Origin of the sequence: Peribacillus sp. V2I11 (assembly GCF_030817135.1) — a bacterium.
GTDB lineage: Bacteria > Bacillota > Bacilli > Bacillales > DSM-1321 > Peribacillus > Peribacillus simplex.
In genome coordinates this window covers 726,906-752,246 of sequence record NZ_JAUSYW010000001.1, presented here as the reverse complement: position 1 = coordinate 752,246, position 25,341 = coordinate 726,906, and the positions used below count along the sequence as shown (strand labels likewise).

General features: G+C 40.1%; 30 protein-coding genes. 23 read left to right on the top strand and 7 right to left on the bottom strand.

Translation table 11 applies throughout. The features are described from left to right. Positions 1-174 precede the first annotated feature (174 nt). Entirely contained in the window at positions 175-1,161 is a 987-nt protein-coding gene (locus QFZ73_RS03575; protein WP_307263036.1) for a COX15/CtaA family protein, read from the bottom strand. Between the two features lie 602 nt (positions 1,162-1,763). On the opposite strand from QFZ73_RS03575, the gene cyoE reads away from it, so the two are divergent. The 7 genes from cyoE (at position 1,764) to QFZ73_RS03540 (ending at position 8,618) form a co-directional block, all read left to right on the top strand. Then, a complete protein-coding gene (gene cyoE, locus QFZ73_RS03570) occupies positions 1,764-2,702 on the top strand; it encodes a heme o synthase (protein WP_251427660.1) in 939 nt (312 codons plus the stop codon). Between the two features lie 253 nt (positions 2,703-2,955). Further along, positions 2,956-4,038 (top strand): cytochrome c oxidase subunit II, encoded by a 1,083-nt coding sequence (coxB, locus tag QFZ73_RS03565; RefSeq protein ID WP_251427663.1) that lies wholly within the window; start codon positions 2,956-2,958, stop codon positions 4,036-4,038. Positions 4,039-4,062: 24 nt separating this feature from the next. Further along, positions 4,063-5,934 (top strand): cytochrome c oxidase subunit I, encoded by a 1,872-nt coding sequence (gene ctaD / locus QFZ73_RS03560; protein ID WP_251427665.1) that lies wholly within the window; start codon positions 4,063-4,065, stop codon positions 5,932-5,934. Next, the gene (locus QFZ73_RS03555) at positions 5,934-6,563 is read left to right on the top strand and encodes a cytochrome (ubi)quinol oxidase subunit III (protein WP_034313980.1); all 630 of its coding nucleotides are present in this window, start codon (positions 5,934-5,936) and stop codon (positions 6,561-6,563) included. The genes ctaD and QFZ73_RS03555 overlap by 1 nt, the downstream gene beginning before the upstream one ends. A gap of 3 nt (positions 6,564-6,566) precedes the next feature. Next, positions 6,567-6,902, top strand: coding sequence for a cytochrome c oxidase subunit IVB (gene ctaF / locus QFZ73_RS03550; RefSeq protein WP_048684534.1), 336 nt, complete (start codon positions 6,567-6,569; stop codon positions 6,900-6,902). A gap of 135 nt (positions 6,903-7,037) precedes the next feature. Further along, positions 7,038-7,949, top strand: coding sequence for a cytochrome c oxidase assembly factor CtaG (gene ctaG, locus QFZ73_RS03545; protein ID WP_307272563.1), 912 nt, complete (start codon positions 7,038-7,040; stop codon positions 7,947-7,949). Between the two features lie 207 nt (positions 7,950-8,156). Further along, a complete protein-coding gene (locus QFZ73_RS03540; protein WP_251427671.1) occupies positions 8,157-8,618 on the top strand; it encodes a DUF420 domain-containing protein in 462 nt (153 codons plus the stop codon). Between the two features lie 111 nt (positions 8,619-8,729). Here QFZ73_RS03540 and QFZ73_RS03535 read toward each other — a convergent pair whose 3' ends face one another. Continuing rightward, positions 8,730-9,092 carry a YugN family protein gene (locus QFZ73_RS03535; protein WP_063596328.1) on the bottom strand — a complete coding sequence of 121 codons (363 nt, stop codon included), beginning with the start codon at positions 9,090-9,092 and terminating at the stop codon, positions 8,730-8,732. Between the two features lie 345 nt (positions 9,093-9,437). Between QFZ73_RS03535 and QFZ73_RS03530 the strand changes: the two genes are divergently transcribed. The 5 genes from QFZ73_RS03530 (at position 9,438) to QFZ73_RS03510 (ending at position 12,814) form a co-directional block, all read left to right on the top strand. Then, positions 9,438-10,472: a CAP domain-containing protein gene (locus QFZ73_RS03530; protein ID WP_251427673.1), complete on the top strand. Its 1,035-nt coding sequence runs from the start codon at positions 9,438-9,440 to the stop codon at positions 10,470-10,472. A 659-nt stretch (positions 10,473-11,131) separates the two neighbouring features. Continuing rightward, positions 11,132-11,563: a YlbD family protein gene (locus tag QFZ73_RS03525; protein WP_307263016.1), complete on the top strand. Its 432-nt coding sequence runs from the start codon at positions 11,132-11,134 to the stop codon at positions 11,561-11,563. A gap of 12 nt (positions 11,564-11,575) precedes the next feature. After that, the gene (locus QFZ73_RS03520; RefSeq protein WP_251427679.1) at positions 11,576-11,818 is read left to right on the top strand and encodes a YlbE-like family protein; all 243 of its coding nucleotides are present in this window, start codon (positions 11,576-11,578) and stop codon (positions 11,816-11,818) included. Between the two features lie 60 nt (positions 11,819-11,878). Beyond that, positions 11,879-12,304, top strand: a complete 426-nt coding sequence (locus QFZ73_RS03515; RefSeq protein WP_251427682.1) for a hypothetical protein — start codon at positions 11,879-11,881, stop codon at positions 12,302-12,304. Positions 12,305-12,364: 60 nt separating this feature from the next. Beyond that, positions 12,365-12,814: a YlbF/YmcA family competence regulator gene (locus tag QFZ73_RS03510; RefSeq protein WP_063232132.1), complete on the top strand. Its 450-nt coding sequence runs from the start codon at positions 12,365-12,367 to the stop codon at positions 12,812-12,814. A gap of 185 nt (positions 12,815-12,999) precedes the next feature. Here QFZ73_RS03510 and QFZ73_RS03505 read toward each other — a convergent pair whose 3' ends face one another. Further along, positions 13,000-13,323, bottom strand: a complete 324-nt coding sequence (locus QFZ73_RS03505) for a hypothetical protein (RefSeq protein ID WP_307263010.1) — start codon at positions 13,321-13,323, stop codon at positions 13,000-13,002. Positions 13,324-13,460: 137 nt separating this feature from the next. Between QFZ73_RS03505 and QFZ73_RS03500 the strand changes: the two genes are divergently transcribed. Further along, entirely contained in the window at positions 13,461-13,736 is a 276-nt protein-coding gene (locus QFZ73_RS03500; protein ID WP_048684554.1) for a YlbG family protein, read from the top strand. A gap of 54 nt (positions 13,737-13,790) precedes the next feature. Here the strand turns inward: QFZ73_RS03500 and QFZ73_RS03495 are convergent, their stop codons facing one another. Beyond that, positions 13,791-14,180, bottom strand: a complete 390-nt coding sequence (locus tag QFZ73_RS03495) for a DUF7147 family protein (protein ID WP_251427686.1) — start codon at positions 14,178-14,180, stop codon at positions 13,791-13,793. A 471-nt stretch (positions 14,181-14,651) separates the two neighbouring features. Between QFZ73_RS03495 and rsmD the strand changes: the two genes are divergently transcribed. Then, positions 14,652-15,227, top strand: coding sequence for a 16S rRNA (guanine(966)-N(2))-methyltransferase RsmD (gene rsmD / locus QFZ73_RS03490; RefSeq protein WP_251427689.1), 576 nt, complete (start codon positions 14,652-14,654; stop codon positions 15,225-15,227). After that, positions 15,228-15,719: a pantetheine-phosphate adenylyltransferase gene (gene coaD / locus QFZ73_RS03485; RefSeq protein ID WP_251427692.1), complete on the top strand. Its 492-nt coding sequence runs from the start codon at positions 15,228-15,230 to the stop codon at positions 15,717-15,719. It abuts the gene before it with no gap. A 40-nt stretch (positions 15,720-15,759) separates the two neighbouring features. On the opposite strand, the gene ylbJ is transcribed toward coaD, so the two are convergent. After that, positions 15,760-16,977: a sporulation integral membrane protein YlbJ gene (gene ylbJ, locus QFZ73_RS03480; protein WP_307263000.1), complete on the bottom strand. Its 1,218-nt coding sequence runs from the start codon at positions 16,975-16,977 to the stop codon at positions 15,760-15,762. A 307-nt stretch (positions 16,978-17,284) separates the two neighbouring features. On the opposite strand from ylbJ, the gene QFZ73_RS03475 reads away from it, so the two are divergent. Continuing rightward, complete coding sequence (locus QFZ73_RS03475) at positions 17,285-18,082, top strand: patatin-like phospholipase family protein (protein ID WP_251427698.1); 798 nt, start codon at positions 17,285-17,287, stop codon at positions 18,080-18,082. Then, positions 18,072-19,091 (top strand): SepM family pheromone-processing serine protease, encoded by a 1,020-nt coding sequence (locus QFZ73_RS03470; RefSeq protein ID WP_251427701.1) that lies wholly within the window; start codon positions 18,072-18,074, stop codon positions 19,089-19,091. The genes QFZ73_RS03475 and QFZ73_RS03470 overlap by 11 nt, the downstream gene beginning before the upstream one ends. 79 nt (positions 19,092-19,170) lie before the next feature. On the opposite strand, the gene QFZ73_RS03465 is transcribed toward QFZ73_RS03470, so the two are convergent. Further along, the gene (locus QFZ73_RS03465; RefSeq protein ID WP_251427704.1) at positions 19,171-20,376 is read right to left on the bottom strand and encodes a nucleotidyltransferase; all 1,206 of its coding nucleotides are present in this window, start codon (positions 20,374-20,376) and stop codon (positions 19,171-19,173) included. Between the two features lie 218 nt (positions 20,377-20,594). Here QFZ73_RS03465 and QFZ73_RS03460 point away from each other — a divergent pair, with 218 nt between their 5' ends. The 4 genes from QFZ73_RS03460 (at position 20,595) to QFZ73_RS03445 (ending at position 22,968) form a co-directional block, all read left to right on the top strand. Further along, positions 20,595-21,116, top strand: coding sequence for a YceD family protein (locus QFZ73_RS03460; protein WP_048684570.1), 522 nt, complete (start codon positions 20,595-20,597; stop codon positions 21,114-21,116). A 65-nt stretch (positions 21,117-21,181) separates the two neighbouring features. Beyond that, the gene (rpmF, locus tag QFZ73_RS03455; RefSeq protein WP_034313929.1) at positions 21,182-21,355 is read left to right on the top strand and encodes a 50S ribosomal protein L32; all 174 of its coding nucleotides are present in this window, start codon (positions 21,182-21,184) and stop codon (positions 21,353-21,355) included. Between the two features lie 149 nt (positions 21,356-21,504). Continuing rightward, the gene (locus tag QFZ73_RS03450; protein WP_307262986.1) at positions 21,505-22,269 is read left to right on the top strand and encodes an enoyl-CoA hydratase/isomerase family protein; all 765 of its coding nucleotides are present in this window, start codon (positions 21,505-21,507) and stop codon (positions 22,267-22,269) included. A 78-nt stretch (positions 22,270-22,347) separates the two neighbouring features. Further along, a complete protein-coding gene (locus tag QFZ73_RS03445; protein ID WP_307262982.1) occupies positions 22,348-22,968 on the top strand; it encodes an RsfA family transcriptional regulator in 621 nt (206 codons plus the stop codon). Positions 22,969-23,012: 44 nt separating this feature from the next. Here the strand turns inward: QFZ73_RS03445 and QFZ73_RS03440 are convergent, their stop codons facing one another. Further along, positions 23,013-23,501, bottom strand: coding sequence for an N-acetyltransferase (locus tag QFZ73_RS03440; RefSeq protein WP_207437550.1), 489 nt, complete (start codon positions 23,499-23,501; stop codon positions 23,013-23,015). A 463-nt stretch (positions 23,502-23,964) separates the two neighbouring features. On the opposite strand from QFZ73_RS03440, the gene QFZ73_RS03435 reads away from it, so the two are divergent. Beyond that, positions 23,965-24,849, top strand: coding sequence for a 2-dehydropantoate 2-reductase (locus QFZ73_RS03435; protein WP_307262975.1), 885 nt, complete (start codon positions 23,965-23,967; stop codon positions 24,847-24,849). A gap of 4 nt (positions 24,850-24,853) precedes the next feature. Continuing rightward, the gene (locus QFZ73_RS03430) at positions 24,854-25,246 is read left to right on the top strand and encodes a DUF3397 domain-containing protein (protein WP_307262972.1); all 393 of its coding nucleotides are present in this window, start codon (positions 24,854-24,856) and stop codon (positions 25,244-25,246) included. Positions 25,247-25,341: the final 95 nt, after the last annotated feature.

Here is a 25,341-nt window from a genome sequence, read left to right as displayed (position 1 = left end):
TTTTGAATGATTTGGGGTATATTGGGTATGCTTAAGGTTTCAAGCTGTTCTATACCCTCTTTTTAGGCAATGTACGGTCATCGAACAACTCTTTTAGGATAAAACAAAAACCACCATTCCGGGAATGGTGGTTTTTGTTTTATCCTATTATATTATTGATTGAACAATCAGATATTAACGGGCGGGTACCGTTGGTGTTATATCCTGTTCATCCTGACCTTTGACTGTTTGCGTGGAGTTCCTTTTTTGCTTGGCTAGGGCATTTTTTTTGCTTCTTGATGTCAATAGCATCAAATAGCTCATTACACCAAAAAAGCAGGCAATGAATAATGCGTGAGTCAATGCGATATATAAGTTTTGCCTTGAGAAAATGATAAAGGCTCCAGCGGTAACCTGTAAAAATACGAGAATGAATGCAGCAATCCAACCGCCATATAACACTTTTTGTTTTTTGTAATGCTTTGTTGCGATATAAGCCACATATGATACCCAAATGAAAATAGCGCCTGCCATTGCACGGTGCCCCATCTGAATCCATTCATAAAGGTTGGAGGGGAGTGCAAGACTGTCGTTTACACATAAAGGCCAATCCTTACAGATAAGACTTGATTCTGTATGCCTTACAAGAGCACCCGTATATACAACTACCAGACAAAAAATCAATACGCCAATAATATGGAATTTCATTCGTTTGTCAACTATAAGTTTTTCGGCTTCGAACTTCTTGTCTACTTCAAAAATCAACAGTGTCAGTAAAAAGACGGCAGCAAAGGAAATGAGCGATATGCCAAAATGAAGGGCAAGGACGAAATCGGATTGTGACCAAATGACGGCAGCGGCCCCGATCAACCCTTGTAGTAACAGAAAACCAAAAGAAAGGACTGATAAAAAACGTGCTTCACGGATATGGCCGATTTTTTTCCAAGACATATACGATAAAATTAACACCAAGAATCCTCCAGCACCTGAAACGAGTCGATGGGAAAGCTCAATGACCAATTCAATCGTGATTTTATCCGGGATCAATTGGCCATTGCACAATGGCCAGGACCTGCCGCATCCCATGCCGGAATCCGTCTTCGTGACTAAAGCTCCACCAAGTAAGATGAAAAGCATTACAATCGTTGTTAAAACAGCAAACCATTTAAGAGACGATTTCACTTGTAGTCCCACCTTTTTCTCTGTAGCAAATTAGGGTTGTTCCATAAAATTAATAATAGCATAAGACTTTTCATAATATTTGTCGAACTTCCTCGATATTACACAAAATAGAATGATTTTACAAGTTCAGCTAATATTATAACTATTAATTAAAATGCCTGAAATAGTTGAAAGTTACAAAAGACTTTGATAGAAATAAAGGGAGTGTAAACCTTCAAGTAGGAGCAAAATAGGGATAGAGCCTAGGGGATGATGATAATAGCATACTATTCATGTTCTTGATGAACATCTTACAAGAGCAGTAAATTATTGAGACACAAATTGGTCAAAAAATATCCGAAAAATTTTCACAAAAGCTTCCAAAAATGTGTTTTAATATATTGAAGAAATGATTTTACTAAATTTTACTGTTATTAAGCATGATATTAAGAATGATAGCTCTCGATGGATTCCATTGACAACGGTCATTGGTAAATAATTTACTTTTTGTTTACGCTTCCTTGGTTACAAATATCAAAAAGTATGAAATAATGTTCTATAGCATATGTAAGTATTTTTTTTGCATTTGCGTCTGTGCTGAATGATTTAAAGGAGGAAAACAAATGTCAGAAACAAGGGGTTTGTCAGAAGCTGTCATGGAGGACAGTAAAGCCGCCCTTCAATCGGATATACCTGAAACAACAGCTTGGAAGGATTTTCTCGCACTTATAAAAGTGGGGATCGTCAATTCAAATATAATTACAGCTTTTACCGGCGTGTGGTTAGCTCTTCATTTTTCGGGACTTAGCTTCTTAAGCAATCTAGATGTAGTGTTTTATACACTTGCAGGTTCGGCGCTCATAATGGCGGGATCTTGCAGTTTCAATAATTATTATGACCGTGATATCGATCATTTAATGGAAAGAACGAAAAACCGTCCAACGGTGACTGGGAAAGTACAGCCTTCAAAGGTATTGGCGTTAAGTTTCGGCTTAATTGCTGCAGGGCTGATTTTGCTTGCATTGACTAATATGACAACTGCCATACTGGGTGCATTCGGCGTCTTCGCCTATGTTGTTTTATACACTATGGTTTTCAAACGTAGATTTGTCTCGAATACGATTATAGGCAGTATATCCGGAGCGGTCCCTCCACTTATCGGGTGGGCTGCAGTCGACCCGGGCCTTGATAAGATCGCCTGGGTCCTGTTCGCGATCATGTTCTTGTGGCAGCCTCCTCATTTTTATGCACTTGCAATGAGGCGTGTCGAAGAATATCGGGCAGCTGGAGTACCTATGCTTCCGGTCGTAAAAGGGTTCAAGGCCGCAAAAAGATCGATTATGCTATGGATCGTCTGTTTAATGTTCGTTCCTTTCTTTTTAACTCCATTAGGAACTCCGTTAGTTATTCTTGCTGCTTTATTGAGCACAGGTTGGCTTATTTTGGGGATTAAGGGGTATAAAAAGAAAGATGATGTTAAATGGGCAACCTCCATGTTTGTATATTCTTTAAATTATATGACCATTTTATTTGTAGCGATGGTTATTGTTACACTCATCTAGTTTTGGTTAAAATAAGCTGGCAGCCTGTTCTTTTTCAGGCTCCAGCTTACTCATAAATAATGCATTTACCGCCATTCATACATATTAAAGGAGCCAATGAGGTCATACATAAGAGCGGTTACATTCAACATCTTAATAATTCCTTAGATTAGGGATTCTTTCTTTTTAGAAATTGACATAGAGAGAATATTCGCAATTGCGCCCATTTTTATTTTTGTGAGAAAATTTTGACGAAAGAGGGGTTTCTGAAGCTATGAAAAAAAGGCTGCACAAATGGCGCCTAATTGCTCTGCTGGGTATTGTAGGACTTGTCCTTTCGGGCTGCGGCGAACCATTTCTATCCGCGCTGAAGCCAGCTGGCGATGTTGCGCAATCTCAGTATGACTTACTGATATTGAGTACACTGATCATGGTACTGGTTATTATTGTTGTAATCATTTTGTTCGTTGTAGTTATACTGCGCTTCCGTCGGAAGAAAGGTGACGAAACAATACCGAAACAAATTGAAGGAAGTCATAAACTCGAAATTATCTGGACTGTTATTCCTATCCTTCTTTTAATTGTTCTGGCTGTTCCAACTGTCGTCACGACTTTCGACTTAGCCGACACAAAGGCAATGGACAAGAAAGATAAGGATGGAAAAACGAAAGATGCACTTGTCGTGAATGTTAGGGCGAACCTTTATTGGTGGGAGTTTGAATATCCAGACCTTGGCGTTGTAACAAGTCAGGATTTGGTAGTGCCAACAGATCAAAAAGTGTATTTCAATCTAACTGCTTCAGATGTTAAGCATTCATTCTGGGTACCGTCTGTCGGAGGAAAGATAGATACAAATACAGAAGGAGTCAATCAGTTTTTCTTAGAATTCGACAGTAAAAAGGCAGAAGATTCGAACAACTTGTTTTACGGGAAATGTGCTGAACTTTGCGGTCCTTCACATGCTTTGATGGATTTTAAGGTCGTACCGAAGTCTAAAAGCGATTTTGAAGCTTGGACTAAAGATATGAAAGCCGCGAAGGAACCTGTCATTGAAGGTGATCTGGCCAAACAGGGTGAAGATGTCTTTAATCAAAGTTGTATAGGCTGCCATGCGGTGACACCAAATGACAGCAGGCCTGAGGCTGCACGTCAAGCTCCGAATCTGGCTACATTCGGTGAACGTCAAAAAGTAGCTGGCGTATTGGATCATACGGAAGAGAATGTGAAAAAATGGATCAAGGATCCTGAGAAGTATAAACCGGGCAATACGATGACCGGTACTTACGGCGAACTTTCAGATTCGGATATTAATGCACTGGCAGCTTATCTATTAGAGCTTAAGGTGGAAGACAAATAGAACATTGATTAAGGAGGTTAAATCGTGAGTACGTACGCTAATAAAAAAGGATTTGGCGCTACGATTTGGGATTATCTGACGACGGTAGACCATAAGAAAATCGCCATTCTATATCTTATTTCGGGCGGGTTATTCTTTGTAATCGGCGGTTTGGAAGCGATGTTTATCCGTATCCAGCTTGCAATCCCAAATAATGACTTCGTAAGTGCCGGATTTTATAATGAAATTTTGACCATGCACGGTACGACCATGATATTCCTGGCGGCCATGCCATTGGTATTTGCTGTTATGAATGCGGTTGTACCATTACAGATAGGGGCACGTGATGTTGCGTTCCCATTTTTGAACTCATTAGGTTTTTGGCTGTTTTTCTTTGGGGGAATCTTTTTAAATCTTTCTTGGTTTTTAGGGGGGGCTCCAGATGCAGGCTGGACATCGTATGCATCACTTTCCTTGCACTCCGAAGGCCATGGCATTGATTTTTACGTCCTAGGACTACAAATATCAGGTTTTGGAACACTAATGGCAGGGATCAATTTCCTTGTAACCATCATTAATATGCGTGCGCCTGGTATGACATATATGCGTATGCCGCTGTTTACCTGGTCAACTTTCGTTGTTTCTGCATTGATATTATTCGCTTTTCCTCCGCTTACCGTGGGATTGGTGTTAATGATGTTCGATCGGATGTTTGGTGCGAATTTCTTTGATGTAGCGGCAGGGGGAAATACGATCATTTGGGAGCATTTATTCTGGATATTCGGTCACCCGGAAGTGTATATCCTGATTCTTCCGGCGTTCGGTATTTTTTCTGAAATTTTCGCTACCTTCTCCAGAAAAAGATTGTTTGGTTATTCATCGATGGTATTTGCAACCGTTTTAATCGGTTTCTTAGGTTTCATGGTTTGGGCGCACCATATGTTTACCACTGGTCTAGGTCCGATCGCAAATGCAATCTTTGCCGTGGCGACCATGGCTATCGCTGTACCGACAGGTATTAAGATATTCAACTGGATTTTTACGATGTGGGGAGGAAGCGTCAAGTTCACGGTTCCGATGCTTTATGCAGTTGCCTTTATTCCTACATTTACAATGGGCGGCGTGACTGGTATCATGCTCGCATCTGCACCTGCTGATTATCAATACCATGATAGTTATTTCGTTGTTGCTCATTTCCACTATGTAATCGTCGGTGGGGTTGTATTAGGTTTATTGGCTGGGATCAATTTCTATTGGCCGAAGATGTTTGGAACAATGTTAAGCGAAAAATTGGGGCAAATCACATTTTGGACGTTCTTGATTGGTTTCCATTTAACATTCTTCATTCAACATTTCTTAGGTTTGATGGGGATGCCTCGTCGAGTATTTACATTCTTGGACAATCAAGGCTTTAATACAGGTAATATGATTAGTACTGTGGGAGCCTTTTTGATGGCATTTGGTGTCTTGGTTATGGTCATCAATATCATCATTACATCTGTGAAGAATGAAAAAGTCGGCAATGATCCTTGGGGAGATGGCCGTACGCTGGAATGGGCCATTCCATCACCACCGCCTTTTTATAATTTTAAACAACTGCCGTTAGTCCGCGGATTAGATCCTTACTGGGTTGAAAAAATGGAAGGGAAAAAGGAAATGACTCCTGCAGAACCACTTGGGGATATCCATATGCCAAATTCATCCATTCTTCCATTAACGATTGCTTCAGGTTTATTTATCGCCGCATTCGGTGCTTTATACCATATGGATGATAAGACATGGACCCTGCCTATAATGATAGTAGGACTTTTGGTGACATTTGGTTCAATGTTTATCCGTTCAGTTAAAGACGATCATGGATACCATATTCATAAAGCAGACCTTATGGACGATAAAGACAAGGGAGGTAAGGCATAATGCAAACAGATGAAAGATTCACGGATGCCACTTGGCCTGCTTCTCCCGAGAAAGCGACTTTAGAAGGTAAAAATAAGTATTTAGGTTTCTGGTTGTTTCTTGGTGGAGAGACTGTATTATTCGCCTCACTATTTGCAACTTACCTAGCATTGAAGGACAAAGTTCCAAATGGTGATGCAGCTCTAGCTAAAGATTTATTCGAATTACCACTTACTTTTGTAGCAACCATGCTGTTATTGACCAGTTCATTGACCAGTGTGTATGCGATGTACCATATGAAAAATAACCACTTTAAACAAATGCAGGCTTGGCTTGTGATTACGGTTGCACTTGGTTTTGGTTTTCTTGGACTCGAGATTTATGAATTTAATCACTATGTTCATGAATTCCATCATACCTTTACGAGCAGTGCCTTCGGCTCCGCGTTTTATACGTTAGTTGGTTTTCATGGAGGACACGTTGCTTTCGGTTTGGTTTGGATCATATCTCTTATGGTTCGTAATGCAGGAAGGGGCTTGAATTTGTATAACGCTCCTAAATTTTTTGTTGCGAGTCTATATTGGCATTTCATTGACGTAGTCTGGGTGTTTATCTTTACTGTCGTATACTTAATGGGAATGGTGGGATAACTGATGGCGAATGAACAATCAAATTCAGCGAACCCGAATGTCGATTTAAAATATCGCCGTAAGAAAAATGCTGAAGAGATGAAACACCAAGTAATATCATTTACACTTATGATTTTCTTTACATTACTTGCTTTTGCTGCAGTAGGAATTGAGGGTTTTTCACATTGGTTCATTAAACCAGTCATTTTGCTGCTGGCAGTTGTACAAGTGATTTTCCAATTGTATTATTTCATGCACATGAAGCATAAAGGGCATGGCACCATTGCATTGTTCTTATTTTCCGGACTTGCAGTCGGCTTGATAACAGTCCTTGTGTTCACAACGATTGTCTGGTTATAAACCATAAAGAAAATCGGCTATTGAATGATAGCCGGTTTTTCTTTATTTATCTAGAAAAAGTATCCAGGTTTATCTATATTTGTTACCATGTTTTATTTTAGGTATAATGAAAGTAAGAAAAAGTTTATGAACGAGGTGATTCTTTTGTCTATTGATATTTTCGGATTTCGCGCTTTGTGGAGTCCTTATTATTTTGCCGTCCTCGTACTTATAACCGTTGGCTATTTTTGGTTGGTGACAAAAAAAGGGGAGAAGTTTTCGGGCAGTTCCTCGCTTTCCGTTAAACAGGCAACTTATTTTTTGATAGCCATGTTCCTTCTATATGTGGTAAAAGGATCGCCACTGGATTTATTGAGCCATATCATGTTTAGTGCCCACATGTTTCAGATGGCACTGCTCTATCTCGTGATTCCGCCTTTATTTATCATAGCGATTCCAGATTGGCTTATGAGAACTTTCATAAATTCAAGGGGAGTGAAGACGTTATTTCAATTTTTCACGAGACCTCTTGTCGCCCTTTTACTATTTAATGTTCTTTTCTCGTTGTACCATATCCCGTTAGTGTTCGACTTTATCAAAACGGGGATGTGGTTTCATGCCGGCTACACGGTCCTTTTATTTACGACTGCAGTTTTGATGTGGTTCCCACTTGTCAATCAACTGCCGGAACGTGAAAGTCTGTCAGGTGTGAAAAAAGTAGCTTATATCTTCGGCAGTGGCATTCTAATGACCCCTGCTTGCGCTTTGATCATTTTTGCTAATGATCCGATGTATGATACATTTACCAATGCGGAATCTTGGGCCAGTGCCATGGAACTCTGCGTTCCGGCTTCAGCACTGTCGGGCTTAACGCTCAGTGGCCCAGAAATGTTCAATGGACTGCCATTGCTTGAGGATCAACAGCTTGGTGGGGTTCTGATGAAGGTGATTCAAGAAATCGTTTTAGGCTATGTATTAGGTGTCATTTTCTTTGCTTGGTTCAAAAAGGAGAATGGCGGCCAAAATGATATCGATCCGATACCTTCGGATTTTCAGACTGTAGAATAATTATACGATAAAAGACTTGTCTTGGGGCGGACAAGTCTTTTATCTGCCATTGCCTGATTTTTGATTTAATGCAAATAGCCAGTGATTTGACTTGGTAATTCTATAAAAGTGAGCATTCTGTTAATAATCCTTGATTTTATTGAATTTTATGATTGCCTCTTATAAAATGGTAGTTGATTAATAAATATAGAGAGGACTACAATTCATATGTCTTTACCAATCCTTCCAACGATAAGTACAGCCTTCATTGTATTAAGTGCCATCACTGTTGCAATAGGCTGGTATCAAATTAAACAACGCAAAATCGAGACCCATAAAAAAACCATGATGGCAGCTGCGGTTTTTGCGGTAATCTTTTTCACTATATATCTTACTAGGACGGTCTTCATTGGTAGTACGTCATTTGGCGGACCCGATGACATAAAAATTTATTATACGATTTTTTTGATCTTCCATATTACGCTTGCAACGACTGGAGCTGTTTTGGGGATCATCATGCTCACCACCGGGTTTAAAGGTAAATTCGCCATTCATAAAAAAATCGGGCCTGCCACAAGCATCATTTGGTTTTTCACTGGGATTACTGGAGTGGCAGTTTACATCTTGCTTTATGTGATTTATCATGGCGGCGAAACAACATCTTTAATAAAGGCGATTCTAGGATTTTAAAATAACGAAAAAGCCTGGTGCAAAAAAAGCATCAGGCTTTTGTAATGGATACAAAAAAGAGAGCATCATACAAGATTCCCTCTCTTTGTACCTACTTTTCACTAACGGCTTTTACAGTCCGTTGAATTGTGAAAGTTCCTCTTTAATTTGAGCGAGGATTTTTTCACTTTGTTTAACGAGTGATGCAGGGAAATCCTCACCTTCACCATATTCAACTCCGTGTGGATAATAATGTTTTCCTAGTAGGGGAACCATTAGTTTGATGACGGCCCTGTGAGCGCCTACATCGCCCTCTGTAGCATAGCCAAGTATTCTCAGGTAAAACGTGCCTTCTTTTAATTCGAACTTACGATCGTAACTGACTCTTTCGTAATCCCATTGTTCTGCCCGTATTAAACCATATTGTGGCATTAGGTCATCTAATCGGTTTAAGTCGGCTGTGATGTTTTCGATTCCAAAGCTTTCAAATTTCACGAGTAGTACCTCCTATGTTTACTATTGAGAATTAAAATGACATACCGGGAAAATATTATGTACATGAATATATTAAAAATCTCCAAGTATGTTTATAATATACCATTTTATCCTATATTTTATAATAGTACGAAATGGTGGAAGTTGCAATGAACTCCACCATGGTATTTTAATCATTCGCAAAAGTTCCATTTTTTAAATAAATTTAATGAAGGGGCAGTCTTTCGTAAATTAGAAAATTATGATTGAACAGTGATATAATCAGGAAAGAAAGGTTTTTGCATTGGATAGATAAATTAGATAGAGAGAGGGAGTGTTCCTCTGCGCAGTTTAGGTAAGGTGTTGGTGTTAATCATTATTTTTTTCGTAATAGGTATTTATCTTAATATCGGCGATGAAGATGAAGGAAACCCTCTTATTGATGGTAACAAAGGTGTTAACCCCAATGGACATATAAATGAAAAAAGCACTTCCTCTGAAAAGGAAGGGGTTACTGAAGTGACAGAAGGTCTGGGAGTAACAATCGGGAAAAATGCAAAAGAGATAGAAAAAGAATACGGTAAGCCAGATCGAATTGATATGTCCGCCTATGGATATGAATGGTGGGTTTATAAAAAGGACTATAATAATTATTTCCAATTGGCCGTTGAAAATGAAAAAGTGGTATCCGCTTATGGAATCGGTGATGAGGTCAATGTCGCTCCTTTTAAAATTGGACAATCGATTGATGCCATCTATTCCAGCTTATATGTGGAACCTACTGTTGATATTGAAGTTGGTCACAGTTCCTATCGTTTTGAATTGTCGGAGGAAGATATGAACATGAGGCCGTTGATTGATTTAGGGAATATTAATGTTCAGCTCTATTTGGATAAATTCACCGGAACTGTTTCAAGCATCCGATTTTTGAATGATTCCGCCCTATTGAAGCAACAGCCGTATGAGTTGACCTATCAGGGTGAACTTGTGACAGTTAAGGACCTTTCTGATGAAGACTTGGCGAAAGTGGAGGATGGCAATGAGCAGCAAATATTCGATATTACGAATATAATGCGCAGTAGGTTTGATTTGAAGCCTTTAGAATGGGATGCTCCAACTGCGGAGGTTGCTTACCTTCATAGCAGGGAAATGACGGACGCACCTGAAGGAACCCATGTTTCTGAAACAAAGGGGGATTTGGAAAAGCGTCTCGATGCAGGTCATGTAAAATACAGGGCAGCAGGTGAAAATATAGCCGCTAATTATGTGGACGCAGCTGCAGTCATGGAAGGTTGGCTAAATAGCAAAGGGCATCGGGATGCGATGCTGAACGAGGAATTTACAGGTCTGGGCGTCGGGGTATATAAAAAGTATTACACCCAGAATTTCATAAAGAGATAAAAAAACGGATCCGGTTTGGGTCCGTTTTCTTGTTCTGTATTATATTTCCAAAACGGAAAAGTTCCCTGTCGATATAGCGCAAAGTTCCCCATCATCACGGTGGACCTTCCCCTCGATGATGATCGTTTGATTTCTTATGTATTAATTCGAATGTACACGTTAATCGACCGCCAATGGAGGGTTTAAAGTAACGGACCTTGATATCCATAGTTACGGCAGCATACCCTTTTGGAACTGTTGAGCTTGCAAGGGTACCCACCCCAAGAATCAATGAAGGTAGCTATCATGCCTCCATGAGTAATGTTCAATTCATGTACAAGAGGTGTATTAGGCATAGTCATCGTAAGTGTCGCACCCTGTTTGCTTACATCCTTATTTAATTGCAGCAGGCTGGATAAATAAGAGCGTTTCCTTTGCTCTCTTTTGGCTTTTAACCCTGAAACAATTCCCGATAAAACAGATAGCTTTGTTTCATTTGCAGGCTCATCCAGGTCTGGAAGTACTTGATTGAATCACTTGTATCCGACATGGAAATACATCCTTTTTTTCTAATATTATACTATGGAAATCCAATTGCATTTGAAAAGGAATGTGATGCACTTTTTATTTACCTTTAGCATATGGTGCAATAGGCGATGTCTAAGTGTGAGGTGAGAGTAATGGCAAAAAGAAAGCGGCCCTCCGTGGATGGATTTCGGAAGTTTGTAAAGGAACATCCTCATTTAGTGAATGAAGTGAGAAGCAAACAAGCAACATGGCAGGAACTTTTTGAAGAGTGGTATTTACTCGGAGAAGATCATCCACGCTGGCAGGCTGACGGCAGTGTGGGTGAGTTCAAAGTGAATACAGGATCCCCATCACCGCCGGTTGAAAAAGGAGACCAAAGCACTGAGTTGATCGGTTCGTTAATGAGTGCAGTTAAAAATATGGATATGGGGCAGATTCAACAATATATTACGAATGCAAATCAGGCGATCGGTGCAATCCAAGGAGTGCTATCTGCTTTCCAAGGGAATAAATCAGGTGATAACAGTCCTCCCCCAAAAGAAAAAGAGCAGAGAGCTAACCCTTTTTTATTCAACAAAGATTAAGGAGGGTTTTTCATGCGCCAGAATATATATGAATTCATACAAACAAACGAAGATATGCGAAATTACTTGAGGATTCAGCCTGCATGGTACAAAAGGTTAATGCGTAATCCCCATGAAGTGGATGTGTTCGAAACCGAAGCGAAATATTTTTTTGAAAAGTCAATTCCACATCGGGTTTCTAAATTTTCGGAAAGCGTTCAGGTTGCCTCAATGATGCTTCATATGTTTCAAGCGATGAATGCTCCAGGTGAATGAAGAAAATAAGAGTAAATTACTCCTTTTTGCGAACAATAAAGGCAAAAGGGGGACGATGGAATGAGAAAGTTGATATTGGCTCTAACAGTGTTGATGGCAGCGTCGGGGTGTGGAAAGAAAATACCGGAACCTGAAAATTCAGGAGTAGCCATGCAAGGTGTTTCTACACTTAAAGCTGCCACCACTGTATCGAGCATCCGAAATTCAGATGAGGACTTTCGGGTAAAAACTTTTGTAAAAGGCAACTCTGTCTATGTAGAGTGCTACTTGAAAAACTATGGTTTTTCTGAATCAAATCCTGAACAATTGGCAACTGTGTCGGTATTTATTGATAATCAAAAGAAAGTCGATATGAAAACGGCAGCATTTATCTTAAAGGATGTCCCGAATGGCATGCATAAAATTAAGCTGGAGATTTTGAATGGTTCAGGTGAAAAAACAGGTCTGCAAAAAGAGATTGAGGTACATATCACTTCCGCGATTTAATCAAACCATTAGCATCTAATAGGGAGAAATGGTAAAATGGTTGTGGAGGTGAGCTTGTTAATGCTTGCTACTATGGAAATCATCGACATTTTACAACAGGCTGATGGATTAGCTGAAATGATCCTTCATTCTGAAATAGGGGAAGAATACCTCCTTAGTTTATATAAATTACAAAGCGACAAAGAGGCCCAGCGGAAAATTTCCAAGTTTACTTCGCTAAAGGATCTATTTGAAGATGTTCAAAGGTTCGGTAAATATCATCCGGATTATAAACGCATCAATTTAGAAACCAGGCAAGCTAAACGAGACATGGATATGCATCCTGCCGTTGCTGAGTTTAAGCGGGCGGAGACCGAATTGCAATCCGTTCTTGATGAAATCAGCGGAAGAATTGGCCGAGCGGTTTCTGAACAGGTCAAAACCCCAGCGGGGAATCCATTTTTTGTTTCATCCGGTGGATGTTCAACGGGTAGCTGCGGAACCGGCGGAAGTTGTGGGTGCTCTGCTTAAGGTAATGGCCAGATCGTTAACATTTAGGCCGGTACACAAGAACAGCCATCGAAATTCGACATTACTACGGAGTTCGGTGGCTGTGTCATGTAAGGAACCTTCGTCGAGACGGTGGGGCCAATGAACCGATGCATGTATAAAGATCCTTCCTTGAACGTTTATATTCAGGATACGTTACAAAGCGATTAACTGCGATATAAAATACAGTCCGGACAAAGGTTGCCGCAGCAAAACATCTTTTGCTGCGGCACATAAAAACGATGCCTGAATACATATAAATGTTCTTCCTGCCGTACGAAAATGGTTTCACAATGAAGCTGCTTGCCACGCATTGAAAGGCTTGCGGCTTTTTTTATTAAATAAGAAAGATTACTACTATCATTTTGTGCCGGATGATAATGGATATATAAAAAAGGTATACCTGTGAATTTTTTTATCGAAGCTTGGGTAATTTCATCATTATCCAATAGATGATCAATAAATTGATGCCAAATTTGGTTTAAATCCATCGTTTGTTTGGCTCCCTTCACAGTGTTATATTCATAATAGTGAGAGAATTTCGTTTATAATCTTTTTTTCTTGGTTGAAAGTAAAGATTCTGCTATGCTACACTTAGTTAAAACCTTTATAAAAGGGAGTTATTGATATGCTTGGAGCGAGACAGGGAATCATCGTCTATTTACATACATTAAAACAAGCTAAAATGCTTAGGAAATTTGGAAATATCCATTATGTTTCAAAAAAGTTGAAATATGTAGTGCTTTATACGAATATGGATGAAGTGGAACCACTAGTGGAAAAGCTTAATAATTATTCGTTCGTTAAAAAAGTGGACCTTTCTTACAAGCCTTTTTTGAAGGTGGAGTTCGAAAATTCCAAACCGGATAAAGCGAAAGAATATGATTATAAAATGGGAATTTAAAAAAAGCTGACTCATGCGGAGTCAGCCTTTTTCAATTCAGGGCATCAACATCTTTCAACCTAATGGGGGCAGATATCTATTCATTCGCAAAATGCCGATTAAGTGTTGGTAGTACAACTCGATTTCTGCAAACAGCACCGAAGGTTTCACGTCGATTTCAATAATTGGCTTATCCAGTTCCTCCGCCAAATTCTCAAAAAGCTCATAGCGTTTGTTTTTGGTGGCATGAGGGTTCGGTATACCTTCACGGCAAATGTAAAGCGGCTGGAATTTCCCAGGATCTGTGGGCTGCATGACGATAACCAATGACGTTACCTTTTTATCATTTATAGTAGCATGCATGGCCATAAGCCTTGCAACTCGATGTTTCTGATTGCGACCTACTTCCAGCAACTCATATATATCGGAATATCCTTGTCCAATTTCAATAAAACGTTGAATCAATTAAACCTCTCCTAACTAACTTATTATTCATTACTTTATCATTATAGCTCATAAAAGAGAAGGACAACTTTATTGACGAATCATGACAAAGAAAATTAGATATCAGAGGTTTATCAATAAAAAAAGCCCTGCAAAAATATGCAGGGTCCTTCTATGTCTAACTAAGGACCAGAAGGCAAAGGGAGAGGAGAAACCGGAGGAAGAACTTATGGGGAAACGTAAGCCTTCTCCGCGGTTGGCAACAACACCTAAAAAGGAATGTTGTTATTCACATTATTGCCAAAAATCTCTTTATTATTCAAAATGTAAAAGATTTATAAAAAGAATGGATATTTTCTTTCCAATGTACGAAATGATAAGTTGATTTTCATCTTGGAAATGAAGCCAAATTGGTTTAAATATTGGCTAGCTTTTTCTAATATGTTAGGATAGGAAAGTAACAGAAATTTGTCATAAAATGTGGTGAGAATGATGAGGGTCGTTTCCGGAATTTGTAAAGGAAGACCACTTAAGGCTGTACCGGGTACAGGAACCCGTCCGACTACTGATAAAGTCAAGGAATCCATTTTCAACATGATTGGTCCTTATTTCGAAGGAGGGCTGGTCCTCGACTTGTTTGCCGGGAGCGGTGGACTGGGAATTGAAGCGTTAAGCAGAGGCATGGATAAAGCCATTTTTGTCGACCGGGATTTTAAAGCAAATCAAACGGTTAAGGCCAATTTGGATCTATGCAAGTTTTCAGACCGTGCAGAAGTTTATAAAAATGATTCAGAGCGTGCACTGAAAGCTTTGGTGAAAAGGGAAATGACTTTTGAATTGATTTTTCTTGATCCGCCTTATAAGAAACAAAAGCTAGTCGGGATTCTTGAAGAAATACATAAATACCGATTGCTGAACGATATGGGATACATTGTTTGTGAGCATGGCCATGATGTTACGTTGCCAGAAAAAGTTGGTGACTTTACCGTTAAGAGAAAAGAAGTTTATGGCGCCATTGCCGTTACGATTTATCAATGGGGAAACGTACACGAACAGGGGGAACTATGAATGTCCAAAATAGCGATTTGTCCGGGGAGTTTTGATCCAATAACATTTGGTCATCTTGATATCATTCAAAGGGGAGCGAATGTTTTTGATGAGGTATATGTGGTCATCGTGAACAATTCAGCGAAAAATTCACTTTTTACAGTGGAGGAGAGACTGGAATTGATTACTGAAGCGACTGCCCATATGCCGAATGTTAAAGTGGATTTCTATCAGGGATTGACGGTCGACTATGCTGAAAGCGTTTCCGCGAATGCCATTATCAGGGGATTGAGGGCGACTTCCGATTTTGAATATGAAATGCAGGGAACTTCGATGAACCGATTCCTTAACAATAACATAGAGTCATTCTTTATCATGACGAAAAATCAATATTCTTTCTTGAGTTCAAGTATCGTGAAAGAGGTTGCGAAGTATGGCGGGGATATCTCCGAACTGGTGCCAAGCGTCGTCCAGAAAGCTCTGGCCAAAAAGTACGAGGAGCTGAAAGGATAGAAAAAAGAGCATTGCCAACGCGCAATGCTCTTTTTTCGGTTTACGAAAGGCCTTTGAATAGCCTTTTGGTAAATATGATGATGTATAGGGTCAAAAACACAAGGGTTAGAATGGGTCCGAAATCAAGCATGTTTTGATATAGGGAATTTGCATGTTCACCGGATCCGCTGACTGGAAATGCGTTGATCGGGCTGCCGCTGTACCTATTGCCTTTATAGAATGGTTCCCAAAGCAAGAAGGTAATAATGGATGCCAGAAGGCCATGTGCTATCCTAGCCAGAAAAAAGGGAGTGAAACGGATGTCTGTTGCTGCAATGATGCTGGCAACTTGCGCTTGAATGCTGAACCCGTTGAAGGCTAAGATGAAACTTGTCATCACGGTTTGCTGAAAGAGCGTCGCATCTTCGACCGTACTGGTTAATTTTGAACCAAGAGTCATTTCAAACATGCCGGATATGAAGGGTAGGCTTAAAGAATCCGGGAAATCAAAAATATGTAAAATTCCTCCGACCCCCGATGCTAGCAATCCGGTAATGTTCAAATGAAATAAAAGCTTGTTCACCACCGAAAAGAGAATGATGAACCCCCCGATCATTAATAGGGTTTGAATGGATGAGAGTACCGCATCTCCAAGTAAACTGCCAAACGGTCTTGTTTCTTTTAATCTGGTTCGATGCATTTGGCTAAAGGCTTGTCTTATGGAGGGGAGCCTGGTCATTACTTTTGTATGGGATTTTTCTTCTTTCCAACGGTAAAAACGCATGATGATGCCTACACAAAAATTTCCTAGGTAGTGGGAAAGTGCAAGGATGATCCCTAAATGAGGATTGTGGAAAAACCCAACGGCAACGGCAACGAACAGGAACAATGGATTGGATGAATTAGTAAAACAAACGAGTCTTTCAGCTTCAATGCGGGTTAATTGTTCTTCCTGACGAAGCCTTACAGTGAATCTCGCTCCAGCTGGAAACCCTGATGCAAGCCCCATCGCCCAAACGAAACCGCCCACTCCTGGTACACGGAATAAGGGACGCATAAATGGCTCGAGCATGACGCCAATGAACCTGACAACCCCAAAACTGATTAATAACTCCGAGAAAATCAAGAAAGGTAGAAGCGAAGGGAAAACAATTGTCCACCACATATTCAGTCCGCCTTTGGAAGCTTCAAAGGATTCTTGGGGGAAGATGATCAAGCCAACTGCCATCATCGTGACGGAGGTAGCTAACAGTACTGTTTTAGATTTTGATTTTAGCAAAATTCAGCCTCCTCTTGAAGGTTACTAAATAAGGGCAGTTCGTTTCGTATATAATAATATATGAACTTCCTTTTCTCGAAAAGTAAGCGCATGATGGAATGTGGATTGTACCGACATGTATATGAGGATTATCCGCACAATGGAATTTCAATGCCAGCCTTCACTTCATTGGCTACATAGTTTATATCTGCCATGCTTGTTTCACTGTCAATATAAATAATATGCTTCTATAAATCCGTTTAAGACCATAACTTTGAATGAGTGTTATTTCAATATTTTGAACTAGTTATAGGCGGGAGGGTTATCTTTGTCGAAACCAAAAGTCGGGCTTGCACTTGGGTCAGGAGGAGCTAGGGGATTTGCACATATTGGCGTGATAAAGGTATTGCAGCAAGAGGGCATTCCGATAGATATGATTGCTGGAAGCAGCATGGGAGCTATGGTTGCTGCCTTTTATGGAGCGGGTTCGGATATCGAGAGACTGTATAAGTTGTCCCGTGCATTTAAGCGAAAGTATTATTTAGACTTCACCATACCAAAAATGGGCTTCATTTCGGGTAAACGGACAAAAGATTTAATCAGGGTATTTACATATGGTAAGAAATTTGAAGAACTTGATATTCCTGTGGCGGTGGTCGCCACTGATATAAAAACGGGGGAAAAAGTCATTTTTCAGGAAGGTCCCATCGCACCGGCTGTAAGGGCAAGCATCTCCATTCCCGGCATTTTCACTCCCGAAAAAATCGGAAACCGACTGCTTGTTGATGGCGGCGTTGTTGACAGGGTTCCTGTTTCAGTCGTGAAGGATATGGGAGCAGACATCATAATTGGTGTGGATGTAGCCCACGTGAAACAGGATATGGAGATAAATTCCATCTATGATGTCATCATGCAAAGCCTTGATATTCTGCAAATGGAGCTGGTTAAAAGCAGGGAGTTTGCTTCAGACGTCATGATACGCCCCAGGGTTGAGAAATACAGCTCGAAATCATTTACAAACGTACAGGAAATAATTAGTATTGGAGAAGAAGCTGCAAGAGGAAAGATAGATCAAGTTAAGCAGAGCATTGTTACTTGGAAGGAGTCCTATGAAGATGAGCCGTAAAATGTATGTACGCACTTTCCTGGTGGTGGCTATACTACTCATAGCATCAGCCCTTTATTCCCTACCTTTTTATGTATCAAAACCAGGAATGGCTAAAGAATTGGAGCCAATCATTGAGGTATCCGGAGGAGATGAAGCAAAAGGAAGTTTTATGTTAACCACTGTAAGGATGGGCCGTGCGAATATATATTCCTACATGCTGGCGAAGTGGAGCAAATATCAGGAGCTTTATCCGGAATCCTCCATTCGAAGCGAAGATGAAACAGATGAAGAATATAATATCAGGCAGCTGCACTTAATGGATGGTTCTAAAAATAATGCCATTCAGATCGCATATGAAAAAGCAGGGAAAGAAGTCGATTACGAGTACCTGGGTGTATATGTTTTGGACGTGCTAAAAGGAATGCCGGCAGCTAAAGAATTGAAAGCGGGCGATCAAATCATTCAGGTCGATGATGTTAAATTCAAGTCTGCACAGGAATTCATGGACTATATTAACGGAAAAAAGGCTGGAGATGAAGTTAAAATAGTTTATAAGCGGGAAGAGACGGAGAAAACGGCCGTTCTTGCATTGCAGCCTTTTAAAGATGACCCAAATAGGGTCGGAATAGGCATTTCGCTGGATGATAACCGAAAGGTGATCACAAAACCGGCGATTGCCATAGATTCAGAACAAATAGGCGGTCCTTCAGCTGGTTTAATGTTTTCATTGGAGATTTATAATCAATTAACAAAAGGCGATCTTACAAATGGGTATGATATAGCCGGTACAGGAACGATGTCTGATGATGGGACAGTCGGTCCAATTGGCGGGATTCAACAGAAAATAGTTGCAGCCGATAAATCTGGAGCCGAAATATTCTTTGCCCCAAATGAAAACGGAGCAGCTGGTTCGAATTATGAAGATGCACTCATTGCAGCAAAGGATATCGACACGGACATGAAGATCGTGCCGGTGGACAACTTTGAGGATGCAATAGCCTATTTAACGAAGCTAAAAGGAAAGTGAAAAAAAGCGCAGGCAGTCATCTACTGTTTGCGCTTTTTTTGATGATTAGATTTTTACTATTAAGGATGGACCATTCTTTTCACTTAAAAATGATGGGAGATTCATATTCCCGTTTCATCAAGGCAGCTTGATACGGTTCGGGCAAGCCCATTGCATACACCTGTGCCGCTCGCAAGTCCGTATCGATGTCCTGCTTCGGATAGGACGAAAGTTTAGAGATGAGCGGGAGAGGTAAGCCTTTTTTTACAGTGCGAAGATATTCTTGTCCACGGCCATTCATGCCAAGAAGTCTGATATAAGCTGGTTGGTCATTGTGAATCACCTGTTCCTTTGATGTATGGGTCAATATATGGACACACATCCGCTGTAGCCGTGTCCATGTGTAGCGTTTTGTCTTCAGAGCTGCCATGAATCCAGAAAAGCTCGAAGATTGTTTGGCGATCTCCTTAATTCTGTGTTCTATGCCTTCCTCAATTTCGTATATCCCTGCCAATTCGGTAAAAGAGGAAGAAAGGATTCGGTATTTCAACATGGGCCAATACATTTCCCAGTCATGCAAGGCATGGTAGTCCGTTAAATATTGCTCAAGACCACTCATTGTCGGTTGAGGAATATAACTGGAAACAGAATTTAATTCCTTGTGTTCATGGATGGCTTTACGTATCCCCGTTGCGCTGGCAATAGGGTCTTTAGACAACTTTGTTTCATGGTATCCGGCAGCGACCCTTTGAATCGTATAAGGGCGAATGGAGTAGCCGTTTGAAAGGGCAGCACTTACATATTCCTTTCCAAGAATATTATTTGGCTTCGTCAAATCCAATGCCGCATCACCATTGATGATCGATCGATAAGCCTGGGCAGCACTGGCCGGATAACTATTACCGGAATTCATAGCCATTTTAATTGCGGCATCGAATGCTGCGGAATTATCCGAAAGAATTCTGTGGGCGGTAATGAATGGTTCAATTCTGCCATCCTCGCTTCCGAAGCAAAAGGAGTCACAGCCAAGGGATTCCAAAAGGGAAATAGATCCTTTTGCAAATATTTCCGCCTTCTGTGTCGCGAAAGCATAGGGCAGCTCAATGACAAGATCTATGCCTCCATTCAAGGCCATTTCGGCACGTGTCCACTTGCTGACGATAGCGGGCTCACCACGTTGTAAGAAGGGCCCGCTCATAACAGCCACCACGACATCTGCCCCTGTTTTTTCCCTGCTTTCTCTTGCATGTAAAACATGTCCATTATGAAAAGGGTTATATTCGACTACTAAACCGCAAGCTTTCATTCGTTCACCTCAGAGAAAAACTTTGTATTTTATCAACTTAGTGCTAAAATAGTATTTCAAGTAAAATTACTATAAGTAATCGTCCGGATTTTTTGTTTGAAATGATTTTAAAACTTAGACAATCAGTTAGGATGACTACATTATAGTGTAAAGAAAAAATATTGACAAACTTATAATTGAAAGCTATAATTATTTTTGTTGCCTTGAGGTGATTTCATTTGAAATGGACGATTAGTCAACTTCAAAAAATTCGGGACAAAGATTTACGGTTTGATGAACTGGTGGATGTCTTGGACATTAGAGAAAGAGACCCGCAAATTCGCGATGTTTCTCCAATCAGAGTAGCAGGAAGAGCTGATATCAGCTCGACCGAGATTACTTTTCACTTGCATCTTTCAGGTGAATTAACATTACCTTGCTCCCGTACACTGGTAGACGTTAAATATCCGATTGATATTGATACAAAGGAAACCTTTCTTTTAAAGGCAGATGGCACTGATTTCTACGGAGATGATGTCACTGTTGTGGAAGGTGACGTTGTAGACCTAATACCGGTAATTAAAGAAAATTTATTGCTAGAAATTCCGATGCAGGTTTTTTGTGAGGATGTCGATTCGAACGAAGCTGCTCCTCAATCTGGGAAAGACTGGGCTGTTATTTCTGAAGAGGAAAATGAGCATAAGGTTGATCCGAGATTTGCAAAGCTTGCCGACTTTTTTGACAACAATAAAGAATCTTGATTGGAACGAAAAATCGTTAATCCGATTTTTCCAGCTTTTTTATATTTTTTAAGGAGGTGGGAATAATGGCTGTACCTTTTAGAAGAACGTCGAAAACTGTAAAAAGAAAACGTCGTACGCACTTCAAGCTTCAAGTACCTGGTATGGTAGAATGCCCGAGCTGTGGTGGAATGACTCTTTCACATCACGTTTGTAAAGAATGTGGAACATATAAAGGAAAAGAAGTTGTCGCAAAATAATTTCTTGACCTACTTGAGAGCATTGCTTTCTTGATGCAACACGCTAATCAAAGCGCAGGGATTTTTCTCTGTGCTTTTTTTACAAATATATTTGGCAGAATATTTTGAATCATCTATGTTTTGCCGATGATTTTGGAGAAGGTGTTTACGTGGATCAGGTGATTGATGTAGAAAAGGATAAACGTGGTTTCATGAAGCTCCTGTTTAATAGACCGGAGAAAAGGAATGCTGTTAATTACCAATTTATGGAAGAGTTTGAGTCGATATTGTCAGAAGCTGCATGCGATGATGAAGTTAAGTTGCTGGTCCTAACAGGGGCGGGCTCTGAGGCATTCTGTTCAGGTGGGGATTTAAGAGAATTTCAGGATTTGCTTACAGAAGAAGAGGCTTTTGCTATGTTATCGAAAATGGGTGAAATTCTGTATAAACTAGCAGTTTTCCCAAAACCAACAATAGCGTTCATCAATGGAAGTGCTTTCGGCGGTGGATGCGAAATAGCGACAGCTTGTGATTTCAGATTAGCAAAGAGCGGAGTTAAGCTAGGATTTGTACAAGGTACTCTAGGAATAACGACAGGCTGGGGCGGAGCTTCACTTTTACTTGAAAAAATACCAGAGCAAAAAGCGCTAAAGCTATTATTGGATGCAAAAATACATAAAGCTGAGGAAGCAAAGGAATTTGGTTTCGTAGATGAGATAGTGGGAGAAGGTACGGATGGATGGCAATGGTTCGCAGAAGATTTTCTTCGCCATGAGACAGGGGTATTGATGGCCTATAAACGATTGCTGGTCCATAAATGGCAGGGTAGCGGGCTTAAAGGAAGAATGGATGCGGAAATCCGGGAATGTTCTAAACTTTGGGCTAGTGATGAGCATCATGCTGCAGTCGATCGTTTTTTAAATAAGAAAAAATAAATATTACCCGCTCTATATATCTTCTATCTTTCCTAGCATGTGCATATTATGAATTAAAACTTGCTGGGAGGTAGAGAGATGACGATTACGAGACAAGATGCGTGGACTCATGATGAGGATCTGTTCTTGGCTGAAGTGGTACTAAGGCATATACGAGAAGGAAGTACACAATTAAAGGCGTTTGAAGAAGTGGGGAAACAGTTATCGAGGACATCTGCTGCTTGTGGGTTCCGTTGGAATTCATTTGTAAGGAAGCAATATAAATCCGGGATAGAGCTGGCGAAAAAACAAAGGAAAGAACAGGTAGTCAATAATCCTGAAATGGAAAGGGGTTCGGTTGCAGCGGTGGAAAATGTCATGATTGAAGAAAAACCGCCCGAGCATGAAGATAAAGAATCTATTACCCTTCAGGAAGTTATATTATATTTAACCAAAATGGATGAATTCTTTCAGCTTGATAATAAGGAAAAAGAACGGATTTCTGAGCGGTCCCTATTTCTTGAACGGGAAAATGCCCGATTACTGGAAGAGAACCTTTTGCTTAAAGAAAACCTGAAAGCTGTTGAGGAAGATTATCGTGCGTTAATGCAGATTATGGAGCGTGCAAGAAAGCTTAGTGTACAAGAGGACGAAAAGACGAATCCGAAGGTGAGTTTCCAAATGGATAAGAATGGTAATTTGGAAAGAGTCAATAAATAAAAAATGCGGGTGGGAAAATCCGCCCGCATTTTCTTGATATTTCCTTATTCCTGTGTATCTATTTCTTTATTATCTTGTATGTCAAATGGGCTCCAAATCAGCGGGTTTTCTCCGAGGTCCCTGTCCAAATCATAGGAAACAGCAGAAAAACCCATCTTTTTCCAAAAGTCTTGTGAATGAACTCTTGGGTTGGTTTTGATAGGCATGTTCAGGCTTTTGGCGAATTCGACCAAAGCTCTTCCATAACCTTTTTTCTGATAGTTAGGCAGGACTTCAAGTTTCCAAAGAACAAGGAAGTCCCTAGAATTGTCAAAATACCGGTCGAATTTAGCACTTCTTTTATACAGGCTCATGCGGGCTACAAGTTTGTCGCCATAAAAGATTCCGTAAAAAGGTGATTGGCTGTCATTTTCGATGATGTTACCCTCTAAATCATCCAGCATGGACAGTTCCTGTATCCCGTATTCTTTGAATTTTTTGAATTCCTCAAGCGTTTTAAAATTTACAAGTAATCGTTCCACCTTGTATTCCATAAAAAAGCTCCCCCTTAATTCTGATAAACCTCTTCCGATAGTACCCTTTGAAAGTCATCCCACTGATCTTTATCATGTGGAATTCCAGCATAGGCTAAATCTAGTATGACATCATCGACTTATCCTAGCTGACTAAATGCTTATGCCTTTTATCCCCCGTCCTTTTCCCTTCAATTTCTCGTGGGTTGAGATTGGAGTTATCTTTTGTTCCTATAAAGTCTTCAAAATGGCTAAGCTTTTCGTATCTAATATACCATTAAATTAACACGTAAAGAAGAAAATATATCTTCAATGGCGTATTAATAATTATTCCTATTGATATTTATGGCGAGCCTTGTTGATGGCAGTTCCATTTCATTCAAACAGACTGGCTGCGTTTTCCAACGATGGGAAAATTGATGCAGGATAAAAAAGATAATGTGATAAAATAGTAAATATATTTCAAAAAGTAAGGAAGGTTATTATGAGAATTGGAATCGTTGGGGGAGGGGCCATCGGGCTGCTGTTTGCGTCTCATTTAAGTGAAAAACATAGTGTGACTCTCTATACCCATACCGGGGGTCAGGCATCAATCATTAAACGTGATGGAATCCGTCTTATTGCGGATGGTGAAAGCAGGCTGCTGACAGGCATCATTTCTAAGGGCCTTGATGATGGGATATCGGATGTGGATCTTCTTATATTGGCCGTCAAGCAATATCACCTGCCGCAAATACTGCCTAGGATCAAATGTATTCAGGTTCCATTGCTATTCTTGCAGAATGGCTATGGGCATATTTCTTATTTAAAGCAGCTTCAATCCCCGACCATATATGTGGGGGTAGTGGAGCATGGAGCATTGAAACATGACGGGAATACCGTGGAGCATACAGGGCTCGGCATTACAAGGATCGCTTCCTTTAAAGGGGAACTTGAGAAACTATCGTTAATGAATGAAAGGATCGATCATTTTCCTTTTGAGAAGAGTGAGGATTTTCACTCGATGCTGATGGATAAGCTTGTCGTTAATGCAGTGATAAATCCATTAACAGCGATACTTGACGTGGAAAATGGCGGTTTAATCACTAACTCCTTTTACTATCAATTATTTCAAGACCTTTTTGAAGAAATCTCCGGTATTTTGGAAGTTAAGAATAAGGATGAGTCATTTGAACATGTGAAATCCGTTTGTATGGCAACAGCGGAAAATCGATCGTCCATGCTAAAAGATTTAGAAAATGGCCGTAAAACGGAAATTGATGCTATTTTGGGTCATATCCTCTCGGAGGCAAAGAGTAAAGGGAAAAGTGATTGCCTGACGTCTTCTCTATATAAGATGGTCAAAGGAAAAGAGTCTCAGGGGGGATGAGAATGTGCCGTACGTAGTTTCAAGCCTTGCCGCGATATTTATTACCTTGCCTTTCGTAGGGTATGTACTTTTTTTTATAAGTGCCAAACAATTCACTGGAAACCATAGGCGTTCAGTTCAATTTGCAATGGACATGAGTACGTTGCTGTTCGTCTTATCCGTCCATTATTTGATCATTACCATATGGGATAAGCAAATTCTTTGGGTGATCATGCTCGTAATGATCATCAATGCATTCGTGGTGGTCCTTGTCCATTACAAGGTAAAAGAAGAAATCATTTTCCATAAGGTATTAAAGGGTTTTTGGAGAGTGAACTTCGCCTTCTTTTTCGTGGCTTACATCCTATTATTTTCCATCGGGATAATTACAAGTATTACAAAGATATTGACTACATAACATAGAACATCGCATCAATTTTCTGCTGCTGGGCAACTTCTTTTGTTTTATTAAATCGGAATGTTATACTCTAAAAAGAATTGTAGTTGCAGAGA